Here is a 26,324-nt window from a genome sequence, read left to right on the forward strand (position 1 = left end):
GAAGTGTTACAGCGCGCTTTGCGCCTCAGTCCGGATAAATGCCGGGGCTGGTCGGCGCCCCATCGTCATATTTGGAAAGCCAGTCGATCGTCGTCTCGCGGAAGCGGGTGAGGCCCTTATAGTCGATCAGCTCCGGCGGCAGCGTCTTCAGCACCCGCGGCAAGCGCCGCGCCCATTTCGGCACGGTGGCGAGTTCTTCCATGTTCATCAGGTAGCAGCGGATGACGAAGAGGATGGCGTTCGAGCGCGGCAGGCGCCACAGGCTCTGCAGCTCGACACGCAGATGCACCTTCTCGCCGACATTCTCAGGCGTTACTGTCGTGCGGTCAGGACCCCATTTGTGATAATTCTCCGGGCTGGTGTCGAGCCGCGGGTTGATCGTCATCGTCCAGTTGAAACGCCGCGTCGGCTTGCCCTGCTGCAGGTTCAGCAGGAATTTCAAGGCCCGGTCGAAGACGCCGATCTGATGGGCGAGCGGCACCGGCCCGTGCCATTCCATGAAGTTCATGCCGATATCGAAATCGAGCGACCAGTCGGCCTGCGTCGTCACCATGCCGGCATCCATCCACAGATTGCCGTCGCGCTGGTCGACGATGCAGAAATCGCCTTGGGCCTGGCGGGTGATATATTCGAAGGGCTCATAGGGCAGCGTCGAAGCATCGCCGAAGGTAAAGCTGTCGTCGATGCCGAGCGGACGGTTAATCCAGCGCCACTGGTCGCCGTTGCGGATGAGAGTGAAATGCTCGGGGTAGCCCGCCGCCTGTTCTTCCATCAGCAGTTCGAGCGTATCCCACTGCGCGCTCATCATGTGCGGCAGGGCCTGATAGCGCAGCGGATCTTCCTTCAGCACCAGCGCCCGGTCATGCATCTCGGCGACGTAATGTTCGTCGACGTCGATCAGGCTTTCGTAGACGGTCCCCGCCCGCCCGTGCACATGCGGCTCCATATTGACCGAATACATGTATTCGTCGCGGTCGAAGGGAAACGGGAAACGCCGGATATTCTCAGGGCTGTTCCGGTAGCTGAAATCGTTCCGGAAAGTTTCCTGCTTGAAGACGATTGCCATATCAGGTCTCCTTGTTCCGCTTTATCAGATGCCGCTAGAGATCAAGATGCAGCGTCTTTCCCTCGAAGCGGGAAACGCAGATCATCACCTTGCGGCCGGATGTTTTTTCTTCGCTGGTCAGATAGACGTCATTGTGCAGCAGCTTGCCGTCGCAGGTGACGACCCCGGTTTCGCATTGACCGCAGGCGCCGCCGCGACAGAGGAAGGGCGCGTCGACGCCCGCCGCCTCGATCGCCTCCAGCATGCTTTCGTGATGGCCGACCTTCACGGTCTTGCCGGACCGAAGGAGTTCGATCGCGAAGGGCTTGCCGGGCAACGACGACAGGAACCGTTCCGAGTGCAGGTTCTGCTCCGGCCATCCGGCATTGAGGCCTGTTTTCAGCACGCCGTCGATCATGCCGGAGGGGCCGCAGACATAAAGATGCGTGCCGAGCGGCTGGCTCTCGAGCAGACGCGTCAAGGGGATGGCGCCGCCTTCGGCGTCGCAATGGATCTTGATGCGATGCTGGCCGTAGCGTTCAAGCAACTCCCGCCAGTAGGCGCCGCGGTCGCGCGTGCGGATGGCATAGTGCAGTTCGAAATTGGCGCCTTCGCGGGAAAACTGCTCCATCATCGCAATGAAGGGAGTAATGCCGATGCCGCCGGCGACCAGAAGATGTTTGCGTCCGCGCCAATCCGGTTGGAAAAGATTGACGGGATAACTGACTTTCAGCTCGTCGCCTTCGCTCACCTTCTCATGCATGAAGGTGGAGCCGCCGCGTGAATCCTCGACATGCAACACGCTGATCTCATAGGCCGCACAATCATGCGGCGGCGACATCAGTGAATAGGCATTGCGGCGCATATGGCCGCCATCGTTCATCGAAACGATGATATGCGCGCCGCCGGAGAAATAGGGCATCGGCTTGCCGTCGAGGCGCTCGAAGCGAAAGCGCTTGATGCGTTCGGCAATCGGCGTGATCCGCGCCACACGGACGGGAATTTCTGTACCACCGCTCAAAGGAACAACTCCTCCGGATTGGGCGCGCTGCCGGGCTCTTCCGCGTCGATATTGACGCCCTGGAAGGCGGCGAGCCGGCGCGAATAATGGTCACGCACCAGAAGCGGCAGCGCGCAGTGGCTGCAGGCAAAGGGGCTAGTCGTGACGTCGTCGGTGATGCCCTTGCAATGGACGCATTGCACGCGCCTCGCCAGCGAGCCGCGGTGCTCGGTAATGACGGAGGCGTGGTCCATGCCGTATTCGAGCGCGACCAGCATCGCCTGCCCGATAAAGCCTTCCGTGCCTGATATATAAAGCCGCGTGCCCATATGGGCGGTGCCGAGCGACCCCTTCAATCGGAAGAGCAGCGTTGCGATCGTCGGCGCGGTGAAGAACATGTCGGCGCCAAGGCCGCGCAGCGCATCGTCCAACCCGGTGCCTTGCGAGCCGCGGGCGACATAGAGGATCTCGCTACGGGAAAGAGCGGTTTCGTCAAGCGCTGCCCGCCGGTCGAGGAGAGCCTGGGCGCCATCCCCTTCGAGCGCGAAAATGTGCCGCCGGGCGTTCGGCTGGATGGTCAGACCTTGATAGACTGGTCGGCTTTTGATGCCTGCAACGAGCATTGGCGTGCTCCTTAACCCACGGCAATCCTCTTCTTCTTTTCCGGATCGTCGAAGGGAAGAGTGTGGGCCGTGGCACTGGCCTTCACGGTCTTGCCGCGGACTTCGAGTTTCGTCCCATGCACCGCCTTGTCAACATCGAGACGAGCGATCGCCATGGATTTCTTCGTCAGCGACGAATAGCTCGGGCAGGTGATGACGCCGACCTTTTTGCCGTCGGCAAAGACTTCGTCGCCGAGATCGGCCGGCCCGTCGGCATCGATCAGCATGCCGAAGATCCTGAAGCGTTCCTTGCCCTTCAGGCGGGCATGTTCCTCGGCGCCGCGGAAACCGGTCTTGCCGGGGCTGACGGTGAAGTCGAGGCCGAGTTCCCAGAGGCTGTCGCCGGGCGGCTGGTCGGCGAAAGGATACATCTGCGAATTGTCGTAGGGATAGAACAGCAGGTAGCTTTCGACGCGCAGCATGTCGAGCACCGAGAAGCAGCAGGGAATGATGCCCATCTCCTTGCCTTCCTCGACGATCCGGTCCCAGACCATGACGGCGTCCTGGCCGCGCACGAAGAGTTCGTAACCGCGTTCGCCGGTGTAGCCAGTGCGTGAGATCATCACCGGCGCACCGAACAGCGTCGTCTGCATGTGGTGGAAATATTTGAGGTCGCGGATGCCGGGCACGTATTTGGCGAGATAATCGACCGCGAGCGGGCCCTGCAGCGACAGATCGTGCAGGTCGTCGTCGAAGAGCACGGCGCAGTTTCGGCCGGCTGCCTGCCGGACGACTTCCTCGTGGCCGGAGCCGGAGCCATGCACCAGCATCCAGGAATTCGGCCCTGTTCGATAGACGATGCAGTCGTCGGTAAAGTGGCCGCGCTCGTTCAGCATGGTCGCGTAGACCGAGCGGCCGGGGTAGATCTTCGTCAGGTCGCGGGTGGTGATGTAATCGAGCACGGCGATGGCGTGCGGGCCGACCAGATGCACTTTCTTCAGGCCGGAGACATCCATGATGCCGGCCTTTGTTCGGACGGCGACATGCTCTTCCGACATGTCCTTGTCGTAGGTCCAGGCGGTCCCCATGCCGCTCCAGTCCTCAAGCTTCGATCCCAGAGCGCGATGCCGATCCGCCAACACGGAGAAACGCCATGATAATGCCATTACCGTTCCCTCTTATTTCCTCTACGGAATATTTATTTCCTGACTATATAAGCCTTTCGCGTCGTGGCAAGCCCATCCGACGTGCATTTCCCAAAACGTCGATAGCATCTGCCGCCACCGGTGACCCTCTTACCCCATCCGTTCGGATGCGTAGCTGCCGGGGCTGGCCGGGAAGACCACGGTTCTATTGCCGTTGATGAAGGTGCGGTGGTGGATATGGGCGTGGATGGCCCGCGCCAGCACCTGGCTTTCGACATCGCGGCCGATCGAGACATAGTCGTCCGGCGACTGCGCATGGGTGATGCGCGCCGTGTCCTGCTCGATGATCGGGCCTTCGTCGAGATCGGCGGTGACGTAATGGGCGGTCGCGCCGATCAGCTTGACGCCTCGGCCGTAGGCCTGCTTGTAAGGATTGGCGCCCTTGAAGCTCGGCAGGAAAGAGTGGTGGATGTTGATGATCTTACCCGACATCTTCTGGCACATCTCATCCGACAGGATCTGCATGTAGCGGGCGAGCACGATCAGTTCGGTGCCGGTCTGCTCGGCCACCTCCATGATATGGGCTTCGGCCTGCACCTTGTTGGCCTTGGTGACCGGGATATGGTGGAAGGGGATGTCGTGATTGACCACGACCTTCTGGTAGTCGAAATGGTTGGAGACGACGCCGACGATATCGATCGGCAGCGCGCCGATCTTCCAGCGGTAGAGCAGGTCGTTGAGACAATGGCCGAAGCGCGACACCATCAGCAGCACCTTCATGCGGCTCTCGCTGTCGTGGAACTCATAGTCCATGGCGAAGGGTGCTGCGACGGTGACAAAATCGGCGCCGATCTCGGTGCCTGATAGGCCCTCTTCGGAAATAAAGGAGACGCGCATGAAGAACTTGCCGGTATCGAGATCGTCGAACTGCGAACTATCGACGATGTTGCAGCCCTTCTCGGCCAGATAGCTCGAAATCGCCGCCACGATGCCGCGCGTCGATTTGCAGGATACCGTCAGAATGTACTGGGTCATGGGGCGATCCGAACGATGGAGAAAGACCCCGTGCCCGTGGCACGGGGAGACGGCCGCGGATGCGGCTGGGAAGTCAAATATCCAGAGTGGTGTTCCGCTCCCACTCGGTGAAGTGCGAGCAATAGGTGTTCCACTCGCTATGCTTCAGTTTGAGGTAGGCGGAGGAGAACTCGGCGCCCAACGAAGCCCGCAATTCTTCGTCCTTCTCGTATTCGCGCAGCGCATCGAGAAGATTGAGGGGCAGCTTTGGAGCGTCAGTCACCGTATGCCCGTCACGATACATATCGATATCGTAGTGGCGGCCAGGATCGGCTTGCGACCGAATTCCCGAAAGGCCGGCTGCGATGATAATCGCCTGCAGGAGATAGGGGTTAACAGCCCCATCGGGCAGCCGCAGTTCGAAACGGCCGGGGCCTGGCACACGCACCATGTGCGTCCGGTTGTTGCCGGTCCAGGTGACGGTATTCGGCGCCCATGTTGCGCCCGAGATCGTCCTTGGCGCATTGATGCGCTTGTAGGAATTGACGGTCGGGTTGGTGACGGCGGCCAGCGCCGAGGCATGCTTCATGATGCCGCCGAGGAAGGTCTTACCCTGGGCGGAGAGCCCGAAGGGCATTTCCTTGTCGGCGAAGGCGTTGACCTTGCCGTCGATGTCCCAAACCGAAATGTGGGCATGGCACCCATTTCCGGTCAGTCCTTTGAAGGGCTTCGGCATGAAGGTGGCGCGAAGGCCGTGCTTTTCGGCGATCGACTTGACCATGAACTTGAAGAACGAGTGTTTGTCCGCCGTTTGAAGAGCGTCGTCATATTCCCAGTTCATCTCGAACTGGCCGTTCGCATCCTCGTGGTCGTTCTGATAGGGCTTCCAGCCGAGTTCGAGCATGTAGTCGCAAATCTCGGCGATGACATCATAGCGGCGCATCACCGCCTGCTGATCGTAGCAAGGCTTCTCGGCGGTATCGAACTGATCTGAAATCACCGAACCATCAGAAGAGATCAGAAAGAACTCGGGCTCCACGCCGGTTTTTACCCTGAGCCCTGCTTTCGCAGCCTCGGCGACCAATCTTTTCAGCACAACGCGCGGCGCCTGTTCGACAGGCCGATCCTCCATGACGCAGTCGGCTGCAACCCATGCGACGTCCTTCTTCCATGGGAGCTGGATGACGGAGGAAGCATCGGGAACCGCAAACAGGTCCGGATGGGCAGGCGTCAGATCGAGCCAGGTCGCAAAGCCCGCGAAACCGGCGCCATCTCTCTGCATATCGGCAATCGCTTCAGCCGGGACCAGCTTGGCGCGTTGGCCGCCGAACAGGTCGGTGTAGCTGATCATGAAATATTTGATGCCTTTGTCTCTGGCAAAAGCAGCAAGGTCCAGTGTCATTCTCGTTCCCCTTTGGATTTCTTCGAGACACTTTGGTCATGGAAATGAGACGGCCGGGACTTTGGCCCGGCCGGTGAAATCAGAAGCCTCCCTTGCCGGGAATCCAGTTGGTGCCGGCGAGCGGTACCTGCGCCATGGCCGATGCCTCGATCGTCAGTGCGACGAGGTCTTCCGGCTCGAGGTTGTGGAGATGGTTCTTGCCGCAAGCCCGCGCGATCGTCTGCGCCTCAAGCGTCATCACGTTGAGGTAGTTGGCAAGACGGCGGCCGGCCGCAACCGGATCGAGGCGTTTTGCGAGCTCCGGATCCTGGGTGGTGATGCCGGCCGGATCCTTGCCTTCGTGCCAATCATCATAAGCGCCGGCCGTCGTGCCGAGCTTCTGATATTCCTCTTCCCAGTGCGGATCATTGTCGCCGATGGCCACCAACGCCGCCGTGCCGATCGCGACTGCGTCGGCGCCGAGCGCCAGCGCCTTGGCAACGTCGGCGCCGGAGCGGATGCCGCCGGAAACGATGAGCTGCACCTTACGATGCATGCCGAGCTCCTGCAGCGCCTGAACGGCCGGACGAATGCAGGCGAGCGTCGGCATGCCGACATTCTCGATGAAGACGTCCTGTGTGGCCGCCGTGCCGCCCTGCATGCCGTCGAGCACGACGACGTCGGCGCCCGCCTTCACGGCAAGGGCGGTGTCGTAATACGGACGCGCGCCGCCGACCTTGACGTAGATCGGCTTTTCCCAATCGGTGATCTCGCGCAGCTCCATGATCTTGATTTCCAGATCATCGGGGCCGGTCCAGTCCGGATGGCGGCAGGCCGAGCGCTGGTCGATGCCCTTCGGCAGGTTGCGCATATTGGCGACGCGGTCGGAGATCTTCTGGCCGAGCAGCATGCCGCCGCCGCCGGGCTTGGCGCCCTGGCCGACCACGACTTCGATGGCATCCGCGCGCCGCAAATCCTTAGGGTTCATCCCGTAGCGCGACGGCAGATATTGGTAGACCAGCGTTTGCGAATGGCCGCGCTCCTCATCGGTCATGCCGCCGTCGCCTGTCGTCGTCGAGGTGCCCGCGATCGTCGCACCGCGGCCGAGCGCTTCCTTGGCATTGCCGGAAAGCGCGCCAAAACTCATGCCGGCAATGGTGATCGGCGTCTTCAGCGTGATCGGCTTCTTGGCGAAACGCGAGCCGAGCACCACAGATGTGTCGCACTTCTCCCGATAACCTTCGAGCGGATAACGCGAGATCGAGGCGCCGAGGAACAGGAGATCGTCGAAATGCGGAACCTTGCGCTTGGTGCCGGCGCCGCGGATGTCATAGATCCCGGTGGCGGCCGCGCGGCGGATTTCGGCCAGCGTATAGTCGTCGAACGTCGCGGACTTGCGGGGCGGGGTATAGGGGTTGTGATAGCTCATGGATGTCCCTCGCCTCAATACGCGTCGGCGTTGTCGATGTTGAAATTGTAGAGCTTGCGGGCCGAGCCGTAGCGCTTGAACTCTTCAGGCCTGACGCCCGTCACCCCTGCCCTTTCGAGCAGTTCGGTGAGCTTCTCCAGATGCTCCGGCCGCATCTCTTTCTCGATGCAGTCGGAGCCGAGGCTCTTGACCTCGCCGCGGACGAAAAGCTTGGCTTCGTAGAGCGAATCCCCCAGCGCATCGCCGGCATCGCCGAGCACGACCAGATGGCCGGACTGGCCCATGAAGGCCGACATGTGGCCGATGCTGCCGTGAACCACGATGTCGATGCCCTTCATCGAAATGCCGCAGCGCGAGGCTGCATTGCCCTTGATGACGAGCAACCCGCCGCGGCCGGTGGCGCCGGCATACTGGCTGGCGTCGCCCTCGATGACGACGGTGCCGGACATCATGTTTTCGGCGACACCCGGCCCGGCCGAACCGTGAACCGTAACCCTGCCGCCGTCATTCATGCCGGCGCAGTAATAGCCGACCGATCCTCTGACGGCGACGGTGACGGGGCTGTCGATACCAACGGCAACGGCATGGCTGCCGCGCGGGTTGACGACTTCGAACTCCGTGTCGTTCGCCCCTTCGGAAAGGGCGTGCAGCGCGCTGTTCAATTCGCGAAGAGGGGTGTTGGAAAGATCGAATATGGGCATTGAATCCTCATTGCTCCGGGAGACGGTCTGAGCCGGCTCCTGTTTTCTGGCGCCCCTCAGGCGGCCTTGTCGTGATCCCAGAAGTAAACGGTTGCCGGCTCCGGCTCCCAGACGCGGGCATTCTCGATGCCGGGAAGGTTGACCAGCGCGCGGTATTCCGAACCGAAGGCGACGTACTGGTCGGTTTCCGCCATGACGGCGGGCTTGCAGGCGATCGGGTCGCGCACCACGCCGAAGCCGGACTTGGTGCCGACGACGAAGGTGAAGAAGCCGTCGAGATCGTCGAGCGCGCCGGTCAGCGCCTGGCCGAGATCCTTGCCCTTGGCCATTTCGGCTGTGAGATAGGCGGCGGCGACTTCGGAATCGTTCTGCGTCTCGAAGGTCATGCCTTCGCGCACCAGTTCGCGGCGCAGATTGTTGTGGTTGGACAGCGAGCCGTTGTGCACCAGGCACTGATCGGCGCCGGTCGAGAACGGATGGGCGCCGAGCGTGGTGACGGCGGATTCGGTCGCCATGCGGGTATGGCCGATGCCGTGGGTTCCACTCATCGCGCGGACGCCGAAGCGCGCTACGACGTCCTTGGGAAGACCGATTTCCTTGTAGATCTCGACGCTTTCGCCCGATCCCATCAGGCGGACGGCCGGGCGGATCCGTTCGAGTGTCTCGCGCACATCTGCAAGCTTGGAAGCATCGAGCTCGATGACCGCGTGCGTGCTCTTGACCCACATATGGGCTTTGATGCCGGCCTTCTCGAGATCGCCGGCGAGGCCTTCGAAATCGGCGCTGGGGTTGGCGGACTGGATGGTGATCTTTGCCCTGCCCTCGGCCGTGCCGCCATAGATCGCGATGCCGGCCGAATCCGGCCCGCGATCAGTCATGGTGATCAGCATATCCGAGAGCAGATTCCCGAGCTGAGGTTCAAGGCTCTTGTCCTTGAGGAACAGTCCTACAATGCCGCACATGGCGCGTGCCTCCGTTCATGTTGAGAAAGGAGTAGCAGGTCTCTATCGGGACATCAACTGGGAAGAATAAAGTTTTCCTCTAAGGCAATTCAGCTCCGTGAGCTCTGCTGGGGATAACTGATGATCGACAGGTATTTGCTCGGCAGTTTCACCAGCTGTTCCGGCCCATGCGGCGCATCGGCGTCGAAGAACAGGCTGTCGCCCGGCTGCATCTGGAAAAGCTGGTCGCCGTGGCGGTAGACCACCTCGCCTTCGAGCATATAGAGAAACTCCATGCCCTCGTGCTGGAAGGTCGGGAAGATGTCGGAATCGGCCGTCAGCGTGATCAGATAGGGCTCGACGATGACCCCGCTGGTATTGTTGTCGATATGGCCGAGCAGATTATATTGGTGGCCGGCACGCGTGCCGCGCCGTTCGAGCTCGACGCCCTGCCCGGCCTTGACGAAGACGGCGTTGCGCGGCTCCTCGAAGCGGCGGAAAAAGGCGGTCAGCGGCACGCCGAGCGCCCGCGACAGCGATTGCAGCGTCGTCAGCGACGGCGAGATATTGCCGTTCTCGATCTTCGATAACATGCCGAGCGAAATGCCGGTTGCGGCCGCGAGATCGGTGACGGTGATGCCGAGTTTCTTGCGGTAGGCGCGCACCTCATGGCCGATCGCCATTTCGAGGTTGTTTTCCTTCGGTTCCCGAACGGCGTGCGGGTCCTGGGAAAAGGCCGTGCGTCCGCCATGCGGCTGTTCCGGCTGTTCCGGCTGCTCCGCCGCTTCTCGCTTGGATTTCATGGATTTTCCCCTGCCGCCTGCGCTTTTGTTCGGATGCAATCCTATCGTCATAGTGAAATTTCCTCAACCGTGAAGAAAACTATTCCCGCCGCGCCTCACGCGGAGTGACGCCGTAGGCGCTACGGAACATCCGGGAAAAGTGGCTGAGGCTGGAAAAGCCGGTGGCAACCGCGATCTCCGAGACGGAAAGCGGGCTCTGCTTCAGCAGGCGATGGGCATGCTGCAGCCTGATCTTGCGGTATTGATCGAGGAAGCTGGTGCCGAGGTGGGCGGCAAACAGCCGGTCGAGATGGCGGGTGGTGACGCCGGCGATCCGCGCCATGGCGGCACGCTCGAGCGGCATCTCGATCGTCTCCTCCATCCGTTCGAGAACGCTGAGCAAGCCGGGATGGTGGACGCCATAGCGCTCGGCGAGCGAGGCGCGCTGTGGTGCTGCCGGCTCGTTGACCTCCGTGTGAAGATACCAGTCGCTGACGCGACGGGCGAAATCCGGCCCCATGCGCTCGGCGATCAGCACATGCATCATGTCAAGTGGAGCGATGCCGCCGCCGCAGGTGATCCTGTTGCCGTCGATCACGAAGCGCGCCTGGCGCGGCGAAAGATCCGGGAAGGCTTCGAGAAGGGCTGCCGCATGCTCCCAATGGACAGTGAAGTCGCGGCCGCCGAGCAGTCCGGCGGCGGCCATCAGATAGGGACCGCCCGAGATGCCGCCGATCCTCACACCTTCGCGCGACAGCTGCCGCAAACAGGCAAGCACGCCCGGATACCGCCAGTCGCGCGGCGAACCGCCGGCGCAGACGAAGGCCGTTCCAAGCCCCGAACCTCTGACAGGCAACGGTTCGGCGGGTACGCTGACGCCGGAGGAGGAGAGCGCCGATGCGCCATCCGGCGAGAAAATCTTTAGACGATAGATCTCGCGGCCCGCCAGAAGATTTGCCGCCCGCAACGGCTCCGTCGCCGAGGCATAGGACATCAGCGCGAATCCCGGAATCAGGATGAAGCCGATCGTCTGAAGATTTCTGCTATCAAGTGAGGACATGTCCCTTTCTTAGCGATTCATGTCCCTGTCGTGCAAGTCTGCCTGCTTCTTTCTGGCATCATGGGCCTGTTCTTTCCAGGTGACCCATGCGCTATTCCGCTCTTTCGATTTTCCTCAACGGCCTTCGCGGCAACAAGAACTGGGCGCCTGCCTGGCGCGATCCGGCGCCGAAGCCGCATTACGACGTCGTCATCGTCGGCGGCGGCGGTCACGGCCTGGCCACCGCCTATTATCTTGCCAAGGAGTTCGGCATCACCAATGTCGCCGTCCTCGAAAAGGGCTATCTCGGCTCCGGCAATATCGGCAGGAACACGACGATCATCCGTTCCAACTATCTGCTTCCAGGCAACAATCCCTTCTACGAACTGTCGATGAAGCTCTGGGAAGGCTTGGAGCAGGACTTCAACTTCAATGCCATGGTCTCGCAGCGCGGCGTGCTGAACCTCTTCCATTCCGACGCGCAGCGTGACGCCTATACGCGCCGCGGCAACGCCATGCGGCTGCACGGCGTCGATGCCGAGCTGATCGACCGGCAGGCCGTGCGCCGGAAGCTGCCCTTCCTCGATTTCGACAATGCCCGTTTCCCGGTGATGGGCGCCCTCTACCAGCCGCGTGGCGGCACGGTGCGCCACGATGCGGTTGCCTGGGGCTATGCCCGCGGCGCAGACAGCCGCGGCGTCGACATCATCACCCAGTGCGAAGTCACCGGCATCCGTAGCGAAAACGGCCGGGTGACCGGCGTCGAGACCAGCAGGGGCTTCATCGGCTGCGGCAAGCTGGCGCTGGCGGCGGCCGGCAATTCCACCGTCGTCGCCGATATGGCCGGCCTTCGCCTGCCGATCGAAAGCCATGTGCTGCAGGCCTTCGTCTCCGAAGGGCTCAAACCCTTCATCGACAATGTCGTCACCTTCGGCGCCGGACATTTCTACGTCTCCCAGTCCGACAAGGGCGGCCTCGTCTTCGGCGGCGACATCGACGGCTATAATTCCTATGCCCAGCGCGGCAATCTGGCTTCGGTCGAGCATGTTGCCGAGGCCGGGGTGGCGATGATCCCGTCCTTGTCGCGCGTGCGTTATCTCCGCTCCTGGGGCGGCGTGATGGACATGAGCATGGACGGCTCGCCGATCATCGACCGCACCCATATCGATAATCTCTACCTCAATAGCGGCTGGTGCTACGGCGGCTTCAAGGCCACGCCCGCCTCCGGCTTCTGCTACGCCCATCTGATCGCCCGCAACACGCCGCATCAGACCGCCCGCGCCTTCCGGCTCGACCGTTTCGCGCGCGGTTACCCGATCGACGAAAAGGGCGTTGGCGCCCAGCCCAATCTGCACTGAGGACATTCGACCATGGCGAGCCTGATTTCATGTCCCCATTGCGGCGTCCGGCCCAAGGAGGAATTCTCGATCCGCGGCGATGCGGGTCTTGTCCGGCCGGCGCCGGATGCCGGTCAGGATGCCTGGTACGACTATGTCTATCTGCGCGACAATCCGAAGGGCCGGCATAGCGAATATTGGCACCATTCCTCCGGATGCCGCCGCTGGCTGATCGTCGAGCGCGATACCGTCACCCATAAGGTCCATGGCGTCAGGGATGCCGCCCTTGCCAAGCTCGGCGGAGAACCGGCATGACGAGCTTCCGTCTTTCCTCCGGCGGCCGCATCGACCGGGCCGCGACACTCGGCTTCACCTTCGACGGCAAGGCGCTGCAAGGCCATCCGGGCGACACGCTCGCCTCGGCGCTGCTTGCCAATGGTATCCAGCTCGTCGGCCGCAGCTTCAAATATCACCGCCCGCGCGGCATCCTGACGGCGGGCGCTGCCGAACCGAACGCGCTGGTGACGACAGGCAGCGGCGGGCGCACCGAGCCGAATACACGCGCGACGATGATCGAGCTTTACCAGGGGCTGGCGGCCAAGAGCCAGAACCGCTGGCCCTCGCTCGGTTTCGATGTCGGCGCCGTCAACGGCCTGCTCTCGCCGTTCCTCAGCGCCGGCTTCTACTACAAGACCTTCATGTGGCCGGCGGCCCTCTGGGAAAAACTCTACGAGCCGGTGATCCGCAAGGCGGCGGGCCTCGGCCGGGCCTCCTACGACGCCGATCCCGACACCTATGAGAAGTGCTGGGCGCATTGCGATCTGCTGGTGATCGGCGCCGGCCCCGCGGGTCTTGCCGCGGCGCTGACGGCGGGGCGCGCCGGCGCGCGCGTCATCCTTGCCGACGAAGGCCCCGAACTCGGCGGTAGCCTGCTTTCCCGCGGCGCTGTCGACGGCAAGCCGGCGGACGCTGTTCTCGGCGGGCTGCTGGCCGAACTCGAAGGGCTTTCGAATGTGCGCCGCCTGCCGCGCATGACCGTGTTCGGCTGGTACGACGACAATGTTTTCGGCGCTGTCGAACGTGTGCAGAAGCATATGGCGTTGCCTGATCCGGAGCGTCCCGTCGAACGATTGTGGCGCATCGTCGCCCGCCAGGCGATCCTGGCGACGGGGGCCGAGGAACGGCCGCTCGTTTTCGGCGGCAACGATATTCCCGGCGTGATGATGGCCGGCGCCATGCGCAGCTATCTCAATCGGCAGGCGGTAGCACCTGGCCAAAGCACGGTGATCTTCACCACCAACGACACTGCATATGACACCGCTGCCGACCTCGAAGCCGCCGGCCTTCGAGTCGCGGCGATCGTCGACAGCCGCGCCGATGGCGGCAAGAGCTGGCAGGGCCGCGCCGAGGTGCTGCGGGGCGCCCGGGTGATCGATGCAGAGGGCGGCAAGCGCCTGCGCGGCGTCAGCGTCGAGACCGCAGGCGGCATTCGCCGGATCGACGCGAATGCGCTTGCCATGTCGGGCGGCTGGAGCCCGGTCATTCATCTTGCCTGCCATCGCGGCGGCAAGCCGCAATGGTCGGATGAGACCTCGGCCTTTCTGGCGCCGGCATCACAGGACGGTCTTGCCGTCGCCGGCGCGGCCGCCGGTCTTGCGCAGACCGAAGCCTGCCTCGGCGATGGCGCGGCAAAGGCCGCCGCCGCATTGCAGGCAATCGGCCTTGCCGCGGAACCGGCCTTTGCCTCCGCCACCGAGACGGCTCAGCACGCAAAGCCGCTCTGGTCGGTCAAGGGCTCGAAGGGCAAGGCTTTCGTCGACTATCAGAACGACGTGCATCTCAAGGACCTTGGCCTGGCCGTGCGTGAGGGCTACGGCCATGTCGAGCTTGCCAAGCGCTACACCACATCAGGCATGGCGACCGACCAGGGCAAGCTTTCCAACATCAACGCCATCGGCATCCTTGCCGAGGCGCGCGGCGTATCGCCCGCCGAAGTGGGCACGACGACCTTCCGTCCCTTCTACACACCTGTCTCCTTCGGCGCTTTGACCGGGGCCTCGCGCGGCAAGGATTTCCAGCCGGCGCGCAAATCGCCGCTGCACGGCTGGGCGAAAAAGAACGGCGCGGTCTTCGTCGAAACCGGCCTCTGGTATCGCTCCTCCTGGTTCCCGCGCGCCGGCGAGACGACCTGGCGCGAAAGCGTCGATCGCGAGGTGCTGAACATCCGCAAAAATGCCGGCCTCTGCGACGTTTCCACCCTCGGCAAGATCGAAATCTTCGGCCGCGATGCCGCGACCTTCCTCGATCGGGTCTATTGCAATGGCTTTGCCAAGCTGGCCGTCGGCAAGGCGCGTTACGGCATCATGCTGCGCGAGGACGGCTTCATCTATGACGACGGCACCACCAGCCGCTTCAGCGACGACCATTTCTTCATGACGACGACGACGGCGCTCGCCGCCGGCGTGCTGACCCATCTCGAATTCTGCGCCCAGACGCTCTGGCCCGAACTCGACGTCTGCTTCGCCTCCTCGACCGATCAATGGGCGCAGATGGCGGTTGCCGGGCCGAAGTCGCGCGCCATCCTCTCGGAAATCGTCGACGAGGATCTTTCCGATGCGGCCTTCCCCTTCATGAGCGCCCGCAAGGTGTCGCTATTTGCAGGCCGCCTCGAAGGCCGGCTCTTCCGGATCTCCTTCTCGGGCGAACTCGCTTACGAGCTGGCCGTGCCGGCCGGCTACGGCGAAAGTGTTGCCGATGCCATCATGGCGGCTGGGGAGAAACACGGCATCTCAGCCTATGGCGTCGAAGCGCTCGGCGTCATGCGCATCGAAAAGGGCCACGTCACCCATGCCGAGATCAACGGCACGGTCACACCCGGTGATCTCGGTTTCGGCCGCATGGTTTCATCAACCAAGCCGGATTTCATCGGCAAGGCGATGCTCGCCCGCGAAGGCCTGCAGGATCCCGAGCGTCCACGCCTCGTCGGCGTCAAGCCGCTCAATCCGGCAAGCGGCTTTCGCACCGGCTCGCATATCCTTGCAGAAGGCGCTGCGGCGACGCTCGAAAACGATCAGGGCTATGTCACATCGAGCGCCTTCTCGCCGAGTCTCGGCCATACGATCGGCCTGGCCCTCGTCCGGCGCGGACCGGAGCGCATCGGCGAAAAGGTGACGGTCTGGAACGGCCTGCGCAATGAATTCACCGATGCGGTGCTCTGCCATCCCGCCTTTGTCGATCCCGAAAACGAGAAGCTCCATGCCTGATCTACCCCAGCACAAACCGGTTCTTGCCGGGACGGCATATAGTGGCAGCGCCGGAACAGGCATCCGGCTGGAGGCCCTGCCGGAAGGCCATCTGCTGCACGTGCTCGGCACGATCGAGCCGGCAGCTCTCGCCACGGAATTGGCCAAAGCCGGCCTTGCGAAAAGTTCGATCCGCAAGGCCGGCTTCCGCCAATGGTTCGTCGCCGGCGACGCGCCGCTTTCCCCCGCCAGTCTCGCCGCCCTTGCGGCAGCACTCGCGGGAAAAGCCTTCGTCATGGACCAGAGCCACGGACGCGTGCGCATCGGCATCTCAGGCCGCTCCTCGCGGCTGCTTCTCTCAAAAGGCACCGCCATCGATCTCGATCCCGCCGTTTTTGCGGAAGGCAGTTCGGCGATGACGATGGTCGGCCATATCTCCGTGCAGATCGCCCGCACCGGCGACGACAGCTTCGAACTCACGGTCCTGCGCAGTTTTGCCGAAAGTCTGTGGCACGAGCTTAAGCATATGGCCACAAGCGCCGAAAAGGATAGCGCATAAAGGCTATCGTTGCCGTCAACCGCCAATGTTTGTCCATGGATGGAAAGAAATGATCGGCGTCATTGCTGCTCTTTTTCCCCAGTCGCGAGATCGCAAACAAGGCTCTGCCCGCCGCGCTTGCCGTGGCATGTTGAGGGCCATAACGCCCGTCAATCCCTGTCAGCTTGCCGGATTGCGCGCCGTGACGATCCATGTCGCGCCGTTGATCATAACCGACCGCTCACCGGGGCAGCCCGCGAAGGCGGCACGAACCGCGACCGAGGCGCGGTCGCGTATGTCGTCGGGCTGATCAGCGAGCACGCGCGACAGCGGGCCGACCTCGAGCGTCATCTCCACCGCGTCGTCGATCGCCGCGTCCCGCGTCGGACCCTTGCCAAACAGAACGGACGCATCGAAGGGCGCGATAGCGGTATCGGTGAAGCCGGCCGCCGTCAGGATGCGCGCCACCCGTTCCGGGTCGCCGAAGGAGAACGGGCCGGGCGCTTCGGAACCGGGCGGCGCGGTCGGCGGGAGGATGCCCTTGATCGCGCTCATCGGCAGGCGCATCCAATCGTTCTCGGCCACGCCGCGCCAGCAGACGAAAGCGACTCGTCCGCCCGGCCGGAGCGCGCGGCGCATGTGCGCGAACGCTCCTGTCGGATCATCGAAGAACATCACCCCGAAACGCGAGAACAGGATGTCGAACGCGCCCTCGGGCAACTCGGCCCTGCTGGCGTCGGCTACTCGGAACACGACCGACATATCCTGTGGCGCAAGGGCGCGCGCTCTGCCAATCATCGGCTCGGATATGTCCACGCCTACCACTTGGCCCTGCCTGCCGACGAGGGTGGCCAGTGCCAGACTCGACTCGCCTGCGCCGCAGCCGACGTCCAGCACGCGCTCGCCCGTCGCGGGCGCGGCGGCTTCGATCGCGGCCTGGCCGAACACCGCCAGCATGGCGTCGAGCCGGGCCTGGTGGGCTACCCAGCGCTCCCCGCTTTGGCCTTTCCAGTCGGCTACCTGATAAACATCTTTCTCTGTCATGCCATGATCCTTGTTCTGATCCGTTCTTTAACCAGGCTATCCCCCCGCCTGGTCGTTGCGACCGTGCGCGGCGATGAACATAGCGACAGCCGACCGGCAATAGGCTTCAATTTCTTTGTCGTCCTCTGCTCTCGCCTCATCGAAGCGTGCGATAATCAGGAGATCGGATCCTTTGAAAAGCGCGGCAAACAAGCGGGCGGACTGGAGAGGATCGGGCACGTTCAGAACCGCCTTCGCGTGCAACCGACACAACAGGGCCTCGATTTGGGCGATGACATGGGCGGGGCCGGCTTCGTAATGGAGCTTGCTTAACGACTTTTGGTTCGTCTTGTCGGCCATGACCATGGCTTCGACACTGCGGACGTCCGGGCTCAACAGCGTGCGAAGCAGCGATGATCCCACCGCCGTGAGTTGATCTTCGGCCGAGCCGTCGACGCCTTCAAAAAGGGCTTGTGGTGCAAACTGATGGCAGCGAGTGGCGACGGCCGCGCTGAACAGCGCTTCCTTGTTCTCGAAGTGCCGATAGATGCTGAGCTTTGATATCTTCGCTCGCTGGGTGACCTTGTCCAATGTCGTCGCTTGAAAACCCAATTCCACAAAGAGTTCGTATGCTGCGTCGACTATCGTTTGGCCAAGCGCCTCGTTGGCTGGCCGGCCGCGCCGGCCTCGACTATTTTCGGTCACGGGCAATTATGATCCTTGACAGTATCGTTATTCATGCATTACGATACCATGTAGTATCAAAAATATGCAAGTCAAAGAGTGGATTTTATCCTGTCCTCCATCCGCAACACGGAGCCCATTACCATGGATGACGTCATCATCATCGGCGGCAGCTTTGCCGGTCTCGCCGCCGCCTTGCAGCTCGGCCGTGCCCGCCGCAAGGTTACCGTTCTTGATACCGGCCTACCGCGCAATCGCTTCGCCGGCCACTCGCATGGTCTGCTCGGCCACGATCACAAGCCGCCGCTGGACATCCTGGCCGAGGCGCGGCAGCAGCTGGCGCGTTATCCCACGATCAAGCTGGTCAGTGCCCGGGCCGAAAGTGTCTCCGGCGCAATCGACAACTTCTCCGTCCTCACTGGCGATGGCGAAAGCCTCAAGGCGCGCCGCGTGATCCTGAGCTATGGCATCGCGGACCAGATGCCTGATGTTCCGGGCTTTGCCGAAAGCTGGGGCACCTCCATCGTGCCCTGCCCCTATTGCGACGGCTTTGAAGTCGCCGGCCAGCATTGGGGCCTCGTCTGGTCCGGCCGGCAGTCGCACAATCAGGCCAGGCTTTTCCACGATTGGACCGACAGGTTGACGCTGTTCGCCGATGGTCATGACATTCCGCCCGATATCCGGGCCGATCTCGCACCTCGTAACATACCTGTCGTCGAGGGCCGGATCACCGGGATCGTTAATCACGGGGGCCATAGCGCCACCGTCAAACTCGATACCGGCCCCGATGTCGCGGTCGACATCCTGTTCGCCCATCCGCGCAACAAGCCGTCCGCCAGCCTGCATGAATCACTGGGCCTCGCCACAGTCGATACGCCCAGCGGCATCGCCCTCAAGGTCGATGAGCGCCGCGAGACCAGCATGCCCGGCATCTACGCCGCCGGCGACCTCGCCAATCCCGGAATGCCCTCGGTCACCACGGCATCATGGCAAGGCGCGATGGCGGGTATCTTCGCCCAGCAGTCGATGCTGGTTTGAGAGCCATATTCCAAGATCTATCCGGCTTTCCTGATGTCCTCGAATCTGAGGCTGAAGCGCGCGAGATATTTACTCAGGCGATCGGCGTCGTTGCTGCTCTTTTTCTCCAGTCGCGACATCGCAAACAGGGCTCTGCCCGCGGCACTTGCCGTGGCATGTTGACGGCAGGTGTAGAGAACGGTGGCAAGCTGGGCTGCGTCGAAGCGATCGAGGCTGGCAGCAGCCTCCGCACCCAGCACGTCTTCAATGATGAGATCCACCCTGTCGCCGTCACTTGAGCTGCGCCAAAACGCATTCAGCCGCCGGACTTCATCGTCAACGACGTCGGTTGTGATGCGCCCATGCGGCGCAAGGGTCGCCATGCGCGTCACCGACGCCGACAGGTCGCGAAAGTTGGCGCTCCAGACGGCTTGCGGGCCAGTTGCGAAGGTCAGGTAGCGGTCGCGTGCCTCCTTGTTGAAGGTCACATTTTCGCCTTCTCGTTCCAGATAGCGCCTGAGCTCGAAGTCGAGATTGGGCTCTATGTCCTCCTTGCGCTCGCGCAGGGCCGGCAGCTGGAAAGTCCAGAGGTTCAGGCGGGCATAGAGATCTTCGCGGAACCTGCCTTTGCGGACATCCTCGCCAAGATCGCGATTGGTGCCGGCAATCAGCTGAAACTCCGCGGAGGCCTCCCGATCGGCGCCCACGGGCAGGAACTTCTTTTCCTCGATCGCCCGCAGGCACATGGCCTGTTCGTCAAGGCCGAGTTCGCCGATCTCGTCGAGGAACAGCACGCCTTTGTCGGCGGATTTGAGCAGGCCGGCACGCTCGCCTGCGGCGCCGGTAAACGCCCCCTTCACATGGCCGAACAGAGTGGACATGGCCTGGTCGCCGCGCAGCGTCGCGCAGTTGACCTCGATGAAGGGACCACTGACCTTGCGCTGGCTCTTCTTCAGCTCGTAGATCCTGCGGGCGAGTTGCGACTTGCCGGCACCGGTCGGCCCGGTCAGCAGAACGGGCGCCGCCGAGCGGATCACCACCCTCTCGATCTGGTCGATCATTCTGTTGAAGGCGGCGTTGCGGGTCGAAATCCCCGATTTCAGGAAAGAGGCGGCGTCTTCCCGCTCGGAAGCGAAGCGCTTGGCGATCTCGTCATAACGGGAAAGGTCGAGGTCGATGATCCGATGCGTGCCGGCAAAGTCCTGCTCCGGCTCGCGATCGCGCGGCGGCGAGAGCTGCAGCAGCTGGCCAGGAATGATGCGGGCTTCGGTCAGCAGGAACCAGCAGATCTGTGCGACATGGGTGCCGGTGGTGATGTTGACGAGATAGTCTTCCGTTTCGGGGTCGAAGCTGTAGTTGCGGGCAAAGTCCCTGAGGTTGGTATAGACCTCCGAAAAATCCCAGGGGTCCTTGAAGTTGATGATGTTGCTCCGCACCTCCGTTGCCGGCGCCACAGTTTCGATGTCGGCGACAATGCGGTGACAGAGAGCTTGCGAGTGGTTGTCGAGGATCAGTTCCAGCCGGTCGATGAACAGGCCCGGTTGCTGGCAGAGCGCGACATTCGGCCGCCAGCGGCTCCAGCGATTTTCCCATTTCCCCGCATCGAGCGTGGTTCCCAATATGCTGATGGCAACGCGGCGCTTCATCTCTTATCCAAAATTATAAAGTAAGATAATCTGCGATAATATATTCGGGATCTGGTTTTCGCAATTCATGATCGCGTTCGGCTGAGGCATAAAAATTTCTACTTTAAAAACAGATAGATGAACGGAAATTTCGCGTATCTCTCGCTCTTTTCTCCAAACTGGCACGCGTCTTGAAATGTATCTGTCACGAACCAAACAACAGGTGCTGTCATGGTCAACAAAGCGATCTTCAAAACCTACCTCGGGAAGCTGCTTCCGGGAACGGATACAAAAAATCATGAAGCGGCCCCGGCCTACCGGCTGACGCCGCGTGAGGCGCTGGCGCAATATGCCGTTACCGGCACCTTCAACGGCACCTTCTATGCGGATGGGGCTGAGCAGCTCGATGCGGTAAAGACGCTCGCCCTTGAGGTCGAGCCGGAATTTCTCGCCAAGGTGGCTGTTTACGCCGCTGAGAAGGGTCACATGAAAGACATGCCGGTGACGTTGCTCGCCATGCTCTCCAGCCTTCAGAGCGACGCCTTCGCCCGTGCATTTCCGCGGGTGGTGAAGAGCGGCAAGATGCTGCGCGGCTTCGTGCAGGTCATGCGCTCCGGCGCCACGGGTCGCAAGTCGCTCGGCACACGCCCGAAGAAGATGGTGCAGGCGTGGCTCGAACGGGCCAGCACCGAGCAGATCCTGCGTGCGATGGTCGGAAACGATCCTTCGCTCGCCGACGTCATCCGCATGGTGCATCCGAAGCCGGCGACGGAGGAACGCAAGGCGCTCTATGCTTGGGCGATCGGCAAGCCGCACGACTTCGCGGTACTGCCGGAACTCGTCAAGGCACTGGAAGCGTTCCGGCGCGACCAGACGGTACCGGTGCCTGATGTGCCGTTCCAGATGCTGACCTCGCTGCCGCTGACGCGGGAGCATTGGGTCGAAATCGCCTGCAAGGGCGGCTGGCAGATGGTGCGGCAGAACCTCAACACCTTTGCACGCAACGGCGTGTTCGAGGTCGAGGGTTTTGCCGAGGCGCTGGCGGCGCGGCTTGCCGATCCGGAGGAAATCCGCAAGGCAAAGGTCTTCCCCTATCAGTTGATGATGGCGTGGAAGATGGTCGATGGCCAGGTTCCGGATGTCGTGCGGGATGCGCTGCAGGATGCGATGGATATCGCCATCGCTAACGTGCCGTCGCTAACGGGCAGTGTGGTGCTATGCCCCGACGTGTCGGGCTCCATGGGCTCGCCGGTCACCGGTTACCGGAAGGGCGCGACGTCCTCGGTTCGTTGCATCGACGTCGCCGGTCTGATGACCGCGGCATTCCTGCAGCGCAACCCGAAGGCGCGGGTACTGCCGTTCGAAAATGACGTGGTGCATGTCAGCCTCAACAAGCGGGATTCGGTGATGACCAATGCCGGCAAGCTGGCGAAAATCGGTGGCGGCGGAACCAATTGCTCCGCACCGCTGAGGAAGCTGGCGAACGAGAAGGCCAAGGTCGATCTCGTGGTGTTCATCTCGGACAATGAGTCCTGGGTGGATGCGCGCGGGAGCGGCCAGCCGACGGCCGTCATGACGGAATGGGCAAGGATCAAGCGGGTCAACCCGGCTGCAAAGCTGGTCTGCCTCGACATCCAGCCCCATGCCACGACACAGGCGCCGACGCGAGAAGACGTGCTCAACATCGGCGGCTTCTCCGATGCCGTCTATGGCGTGATCACGGCTTTTGCGGCCAACCGCAAGGGAGCGGACGGCTGGCTGAAAGCCATCGAGGAGATCGAGCTCTGACGGGGCTCGCAGAAAGTAATACCCCGCGCCGCCGTGAACGGCGCGGGAGCCGTGACGAATGCCGGATGAAACTACAGATCGTTAATCTCCTGGTCGCGGGTTCGAATCCCGTCGGGTCCTCCAGTTCATGGACCCGTAGCTCAGCGGATAGAGCAGGCTGTTTCACCACACCTCGTCGTCACGGACGAATGGAAATGACATGGCGAATGCATGGGGAACTACATGGCCGCGGCAGGTTCGAACCCTGCAGGGATCGCACGTCCCTCTGGTAGCGGGAAGTTTCTTTGGTCACTTGTCGCCATAATGAGAATTGCAGCGGCGAATGCCGGACGGAACTACAGCCTCCAAAGTTGGATGGTCTGGCAGGTTCGACTCCTCCTGGGCATACGCTCTCTGGCACGAGCGGGGCCATCCGGTTTCGTCCACCCTCGTCGCCGCTGCATGGCATGCATATCCCTGCTCCGCAGGGACGGAATAACTCGGCGAATGCCGGCAGGACTACAAGGAAAGAGCGGCCCATCGGATTTCCGGTGGGCAGGTCGGGTGTTCAAGTCATCCCGCGCTTCCGAAAGGAGCGCGTAGCTCAGTAAACTGTCCTGCCACATCTCGTCGCCGGGATGATGAAGAAAAGCAACTGAACAAGAAGGACTGCAGACGCAGAAAAGACAATGATAGCGGTAATGAGCGGACAGGATTTGATCGACGCCGGAATGAGCCAGGGGAAGTGGTTTCGCCCGGCTCTCGACGCGGCCAATGCGGTTTTGAGCAAGGGTGGCTCGGTAACGGATGCATTGGAAGCAGCAAAAGCTTTCCAGCCCGGGCCGACGCTTGCCTTGAGGGCCGATAACGATATCGAGATCTATTCCAACATCCGCGCCGGGAACGCCTTCGAACAGGACAATGTCGAGAAGGTCAATGCGACGATGCGGGCGCTGGTGCGCACACCCGTCGTCCGTTCCGCCGCGATCATGCCGGACGCTTGCCCGGCGGGTCCGGTCGGAACGATCCCGGTCGGCGGCGTGGTGGCGTCCGAAGCGATCCACCCCGGCATGCATTCGGCCGATATCTGCTGCTCCATGGCGATTTCGATTTTTCCCGGCGTGGATCCGAAGTCGCTTCTCGACGCCGTGCATGCCGTGACGCATTTCGGTCCCGGCGGTCGTCCGCGCGGCGCGCAGCTCAAGCCTTCCGAGGCGACGCTTTCGGCCTTCCAGCAGAATCCTTTTCTGCGCGAAGGTGCGCTGAGCGCCGGCATCGAGCATTTCGCGACCCAGGGCGACGGCAATCATTTCGCCTATGTCGGGACGATGAAGTCGACCGGCGAAACCGCGCTTGTGACCCATCATGGATCGCGAGCACCGGGAGCGCGGCTCTACGACAAGGGCATGAAGGTCGCCAACCAGTTTCGGGAACGCATCTCGCCTGAGACGCATAGGGAGAATGCCTGGATTCCGGCCGATACCGAGGAAGGCGATGCCTACTGGTCGGCGCTGCAGACGATCCGCCAGTGGACGAAAGAGAACCACTATGTCCTTCACGACATGGCGGCGGAAAAGCTCTCGGCCAAGGTCGCGGACCGCTTCTGGAACGAGCATAATTTCGTCTTCCGGAAGTCGGACGGGCTGTTCTACCACGGAAAGGGTGCGACCCCTGCCTTCGACAACTGGGCGCATGACGCGACCGATCTGACCATCATTCCGCTCAATATGGCGGAACCGATCCTGATCGTTCGTGGCTCGAACGCTGCCCATGGCCTCGGCTTCTCGCCGCATGGCGCCGGCCGCAACTTTTCGCGCAGCGCGCATATGAGGCAGTTGTCTGCGGAGTATGGGGCCGATTCGCGGGGGCTCAGCCCGAACAACATCGCGGCTATTCTGGAGAAGGAAACAAGCGGTCTCGACGCGCGGTTCTTCTCCGGTTTCGCCGACGTGTCGGAACTGCCGAGTGCCTACAAGAGCGCTGCGAACGTGCGGGCGCAGATCGAGCACTACGGTCTCGCCGAAGTGGTCGACGAGGTGATCCCCTACGGGAGCATCATGGCCGGCGACTGGCAGAAGAACGCGCCCTGGCGCAAAAGCGCCAGTAGACACCGGGGAAGGCAACTGGCTTGCCTTCCCCTCCCCCACACAAACAGTTCCAGCTAGCATCCGCCGATAGGCCTCAAGCCGTTGCCCGCGCGGCGGCTTCAGCCTTCATCCATTCCGGGCATAGGACCGCTCAATGGAGAGCAGTCCGAACTTGTTCATGTAAGCGGCGACGGATATTCGTGCTCGTCTGGGGCGGCAAGGGCGGACGCCCTCATGCCGCCATCTCGCGGCAGCCCTCGGCACAGCGGCGGCATGCGTCGACGCAGCTCTGCATGTCACCGATTTGCTCGCAGTCGTCGGCGGCTAGGCATTCCTGGCAACAGCCGACGAGGAAACTTTAACCCTCGCCGGCTAGTCTGCGCCTGTCGCTGGGAGAGGACCGATGAAACGCGGCTATTCGCTGGCTCAAATAGGACTTCACTGGCTGGTCGCCCTCATGGTGCCGGTCCAGTACCTGACCGGCGGCAGCATCGAGCGGACGCATCATGCCGCCCACATGGGGATAACGCCGTCGTCCTGGGACGTCGTCCAGCACCACCTCCACAACTACGCGGGAATAGCGATCGGCCTGCTGATGGGCGTACGGCTGGTTCTTCATGTCCTGCAGCCGTCCGAGGCAAGCGTGCCCGGCACATGGGCCGGGCGGGCAGCCACGGTCCTTCATCATGCCTTCTACGCCGCGATCATCGGACAGGCCTGCATGGGATTCGTCGCGAGTTACTTCTGGTTCGGGATCGCACCCTACCACGTCATCGGCTCGAGGATCATTCTGGCGATGGTGGCGCTGCATCTCGCCGCAGCGGCCTGGCACACGCTGATCGCCCGTGACGAGACGGTGGACCGGATCGTGTTCCCGCGCCGCAAGCGGTCAGCCCAGGAACTGTAACGTCGCCAGTGTCAGCACGACATAGCGGCCCGTCTTGGCGATGAACACCAGGATCGTGAACGGAAGCAGCGGCTCCCTGAGTACTCCGGCGACAACCGTGAGAGCGTCTCCAAACACCGGCATCCAGGAAAGAAGCAGCGTCCACTTCCCGTATTTCCGGTACCAGCGGGACGAACGTTCGAGCGCCTCCTTACCGACCGGAAACCAGCGCCGATCCCGAAACTTTTCGATGCCGCGGCCGAGGAACCAGTTCGCGATACTTCCAAGCGTGTTCCCGATGCTGGCCACGGCGAGCAGACCCGACACGGAGAACTTGCCCGTGAGGAAAAGTCCGACCAGTACGGGCTCAGATTGCATCGGCAGTATCGTCGCCGCGCCGAGTGCTGCGGCAAAAAGGCCGAAGTAGGATGCGAGATCGATCATGTTAGAAGAACAGCCTTATTGACCTACTAACCGCTGGAAGCCCTAGCTGTACACAACGTGATGTTCGCGCCACATAAAGGACTCGAACATCGACGAGACATAGGTCGTAATTGAAATCGCGCTGCTTTGCATGTAGCTCGTTGGGAATGGGCAAGATGTACCGAATCACAGTGAGCAGGCTGCTCGTGTTGATGCGGCTGGTGATCATCATATCACTGGCGGGGTACTCGCTGTCGAACGCCAACGCCGCGATGCATGGCTCCTCGTTTCCCGAGCTGAAAGCGGTGGTCTCGGACGTGACGCCATCCCACGAAGGCCACGACATGGCGGAGGCCGCCCATCACGGCCACTCGCATGGCGACGTATCCGATGACGACGATGGCGCTTCGAAGCTCGTGAAGCAGGAATGCTGCAAGGATTTCTGCGGCGGGATTGGCATCATTTGTGCAACCCCCGACGTCGGCGGACCCGTCGTGACCTCGATCCGGCACTTCGTCGACGACCGGACGACCCTTGGCGAACTGCCGACCCTCGACCGTCCCCCGAATATCTGAATAGAGACGCACCCGCTTGATCGGGTCCAGCCGGTCGCCTG

At 62.2% G+C, this 26,324-nt stretch carries 24 protein-coding genes; 9 read left to right on the top strand and 15 right to left on the bottom strand.

Annotated features, from left to right (window positions below):
• Positions 1-25: 25 nt before the first annotated feature.
• The 11 genes from FFM81_RS29925 to FFM81_RS29975 form a co-directional block, all read right to left on the bottom strand.
• Positions 26-1,066 (bottom strand): heme-dependent oxidative N-demethylase family protein, encoded by a 1,041-nt coding sequence (locus FFM81_RS29925; RefSeq protein WP_003563730.1) that lies wholly within the window; start codon positions 1,064-1,066, stop codon positions 26-28.
• A 34-nt stretch (positions 1,067-1,100) separates the two neighbouring features.
• Positions 1,101-2,066 (bottom strand): PDR/VanB family oxidoreductase, encoded by a 966-nt coding sequence (locus FFM81_RS29930; RefSeq protein ID WP_138385969.1) that lies wholly within the window; start codon positions 2,064-2,066, stop codon positions 1,101-1,103.
• A complete protein-coding gene (locus FFM81_RS29935; RefSeq protein ID WP_138385970.1) occupies positions 2,063-2,668 on the bottom strand; it encodes a dimethylamine monooxygenase subunit DmmA family protein in 606 nt (201 codons plus the stop codon). The genes FFM81_RS29930 and FFM81_RS29935 overlap by 4 nt, the downstream gene beginning before the upstream one ends.
• A gap of 11 nt (positions 2,669-2,679) precedes the next feature.
• Complete coding sequence (locus FFM81_RS29940) at positions 2,680-3,813, bottom strand: aminomethyl transferase family protein (protein ID WP_003563723.1); 1,134 nt, start codon at positions 3,811-3,813, stop codon at positions 2,680-2,682.
• A gap of 129 nt (positions 3,814-3,942) precedes the next feature.
• Complete coding sequence (gene purU / locus FFM81_RS29945) at positions 3,943-4,827, bottom strand: formyltetrahydrofolate deformylase (RefSeq protein ID WP_173883889.1); 885 nt, start codon at positions 4,825-4,827, stop codon at positions 3,943-3,945.
• Between the two features lie 73 nt (positions 4,828-4,900).
• Positions 4,901-6,208, bottom strand: a complete 1,308-nt coding sequence (gene glnT / locus FFM81_RS29950; RefSeq protein WP_025418817.1) for a type III glutamate--ammonia ligase — start codon at positions 6,206-6,208, stop codon at positions 4,901-4,903.
• Between the two features lie 79 nt (positions 6,209-6,287).
• Positions 6,288-7,616 (bottom strand): FMN-binding glutamate synthase family protein, encoded by a 1,329-nt coding sequence (locus tag FFM81_RS29955; protein ID WP_138385874.1) that lies wholly within the window; start codon positions 7,614-7,616, stop codon positions 6,288-6,290.
• 14 nt (positions 7,617-7,630) lie between these two features.
• On the bottom strand, positions 7,631-8,317 hold the full coding sequence (locus FFM81_RS29960) for a GltB/FmdC/FwdC-like GXGXG domain-containing protein (protein WP_003563714.1): 687 nt from the start codon (positions 8,315-8,317) through the stop codon (positions 7,631-7,633).
• Positions 8,318-8,373: 56 nt separating this feature from the next.
• Positions 8,374-9,279: a class II glutamine amidotransferase gene (locus FFM81_RS29965; protein WP_138385873.1), complete on the bottom strand. Its 906-nt coding sequence runs from the start codon at positions 9,277-9,279 to the stop codon at positions 8,374-8,376.
• Between the two features lie 89 nt (positions 9,280-9,368).
• Positions 9,369-10,061, bottom strand: coding sequence for a helix-turn-helix domain-containing protein (locus FFM81_RS29970; protein WP_138385872.1), 693 nt, complete (start codon positions 10,059-10,061; stop codon positions 9,369-9,371).
• Positions 10,062-10,140: 79 nt separating this feature from the next.
• Positions 10,141-11,100, bottom strand: a complete 960-nt coding sequence (locus tag FFM81_RS29975) for a GlxA family transcriptional regulator (RefSeq protein WP_025418815.1) — start codon at positions 11,098-11,100, stop codon at positions 10,141-10,143.
• Positions 11,101-11,186: 86 nt separating this feature from the next.
• Here FFM81_RS29975 and FFM81_RS29980 point away from each other — a divergent pair, with 86 nt between their 5' ends.
• The 4 genes from FFM81_RS29980 to FFM81_RS29995 are packed head-to-tail and all read left to right on the top strand — an operon-like array spanning position 11,187 to position 16,217.
• The gene (locus FFM81_RS29980; RefSeq protein ID WP_025418814.1) at positions 11,187-12,437 is read left to right on the top strand and encodes a sarcosine oxidase subunit beta family protein; all 1,251 of its coding nucleotides are present in this window, start codon (positions 11,187-11,189) and stop codon (positions 12,435-12,437) included.
• Positions 12,438-12,449: 12 nt separating this feature from the next.
• Positions 12,450-12,731, top strand: a complete 282-nt coding sequence (locus FFM81_RS29985; RefSeq protein WP_003563707.1) for a sarcosine oxidase subunit delta — start codon at positions 12,450-12,452, stop codon at positions 12,729-12,731.
• Entirely contained in the window at positions 12,728-15,679 is a 2,952-nt protein-coding gene (locus FFM81_RS29990) for a sarcosine oxidase subunit alpha family protein (protein ID WP_025418813.1), read from the top strand. The genes FFM81_RS29985 and FFM81_RS29990 overlap by 4 nt, the downstream gene beginning before the upstream one ends.
• The gene (locus FFM81_RS29995; protein WP_025418812.1) at positions 15,672-16,217 is read left to right on the top strand and encodes a sarcosine oxidase subunit gamma family protein; all 546 of its coding nucleotides are present in this window, start codon (positions 15,672-15,674) and stop codon (positions 16,215-16,217) included. Before FFM81_RS29990 ends, FFM81_RS29995 begins: the two co-directional genes overlap by 8 nt.
• 159 nt (positions 16,218-16,376) lie before the next feature.
• Here FFM81_RS29995 and FFM81_RS30000 read toward each other — a convergent pair whose 3' ends face one another.
• Together FFM81_RS30000 and FFM81_RS30005 are read right to left on the bottom strand one after the other, a co-directional pair.
• The gene (locus FFM81_RS30000; protein ID WP_003563701.1) at positions 16,377-17,240 is read right to left on the bottom strand and encodes a class I SAM-dependent methyltransferase; all 864 of its coding nucleotides are present in this window, start codon (positions 17,238-17,240) and stop codon (positions 16,377-16,379) included.
• A 36-nt stretch (positions 17,241-17,276) separates the two neighbouring features.
• Entirely contained in the window at positions 17,277-17,924 is a 648-nt protein-coding gene (locus FFM81_RS30005) for a TetR/AcrR family transcriptional regulator (protein ID WP_025418811.1), read from the bottom strand.
• A gap of 123 nt (positions 17,925-18,047) precedes the next feature.
• Between FFM81_RS30005 and FFM81_RS30010 the strand changes: the two genes are divergently transcribed.
• Positions 18,048-18,941, top strand: coding sequence for an NAD(P)/FAD-dependent oxidoreductase (locus FFM81_RS30010; RefSeq protein ID WP_138385871.1), 894 nt, complete (start codon positions 18,048-18,050; stop codon positions 18,939-18,941).
• A gap of 17 nt (positions 18,942-18,958) precedes the next feature.
• On the opposite strand, the gene rtcR is transcribed toward FFM81_RS30010, so the two are convergent.
• Positions 18,959-20,566 carry an RNA repair transcriptional activator RtcR gene (gene rtcR, locus FFM81_RS30015; protein WP_025418809.1) on the bottom strand — a complete coding sequence of 536 codons (1,608 nt, stop codon included), beginning with the start codon at positions 20,564-20,566 and terminating at the stop codon, positions 18,959-18,961.
• Positions 20,567-20,776: 210 nt separating this feature from the next.
• On the opposite strand from rtcR, the gene FFM81_RS30020 reads away from it, so the two are divergent.
• The 3 genes from FFM81_RS30020 (at position 20,777) to FFM81_RS30030 (ending at position 25,306) form a co-directional block, all read left to right on the top strand.
• Positions 20,777-22,333: an RNA-binding protein gene (locus FFM81_RS30020; RefSeq protein ID WP_025418808.1), complete on the top strand. Its 1,557-nt coding sequence runs from the start codon at positions 20,777-20,779 to the stop codon at positions 22,331-22,333.
• Positions 22,334-23,013: 680 nt separating this feature from the next.
• The gene (locus FFM81_RS30025; protein ID WP_246401431.1) at positions 23,014-24,477 is read left to right on the top strand and encodes an RtcB family protein; all 1,464 of its coding nucleotides are present in this window, start codon (positions 23,014-23,016) and stop codon (positions 24,475-24,477) included.
• Between the two features lie 325 nt (positions 24,478-24,802).
• Complete coding sequence (locus FFM81_RS30030; protein WP_128399331.1) at positions 24,803-25,306, top strand: cytochrome b/b6 domain-containing protein; 504 nt, start codon at positions 24,803-24,805, stop codon at positions 25,304-25,306.
• Here FFM81_RS30030 and FFM81_RS30035 read toward each other — a convergent pair.
• On the bottom strand, positions 25,289-25,729 hold the full coding sequence (locus FFM81_RS30035) for a YqaA family protein (RefSeq protein WP_138385870.1): 441 nt from the start codon (positions 25,727-25,729) through the stop codon (positions 25,289-25,291). The two genes, FFM81_RS30030 and FFM81_RS30035, sit on opposite strands and share 18 nt — an antisense overlap.
• 155 nt (positions 25,730-25,884) lie before the next feature.
• Here FFM81_RS30035 and FFM81_RS30040 point away from each other — a divergent pair, with 155 nt between their 5' ends.
• Entirely contained in the window at positions 25,885-26,283 is a 399-nt protein-coding gene (locus FFM81_RS30040) for a hypothetical protein (RefSeq protein WP_003563685.1), read from the top strand.
• Positions 26,284-26,324 lie beyond the last annotated feature (41 nt).

It is taken from the genome of Rhizobium hidalgonense (assembly GCF_005862185.2).
Lineage (GTDB): Bacteria > Pseudomonadota > Alphaproteobacteria > Rhizobiales > Rhizobiaceae > Rhizobium > Rhizobium hidalgonense.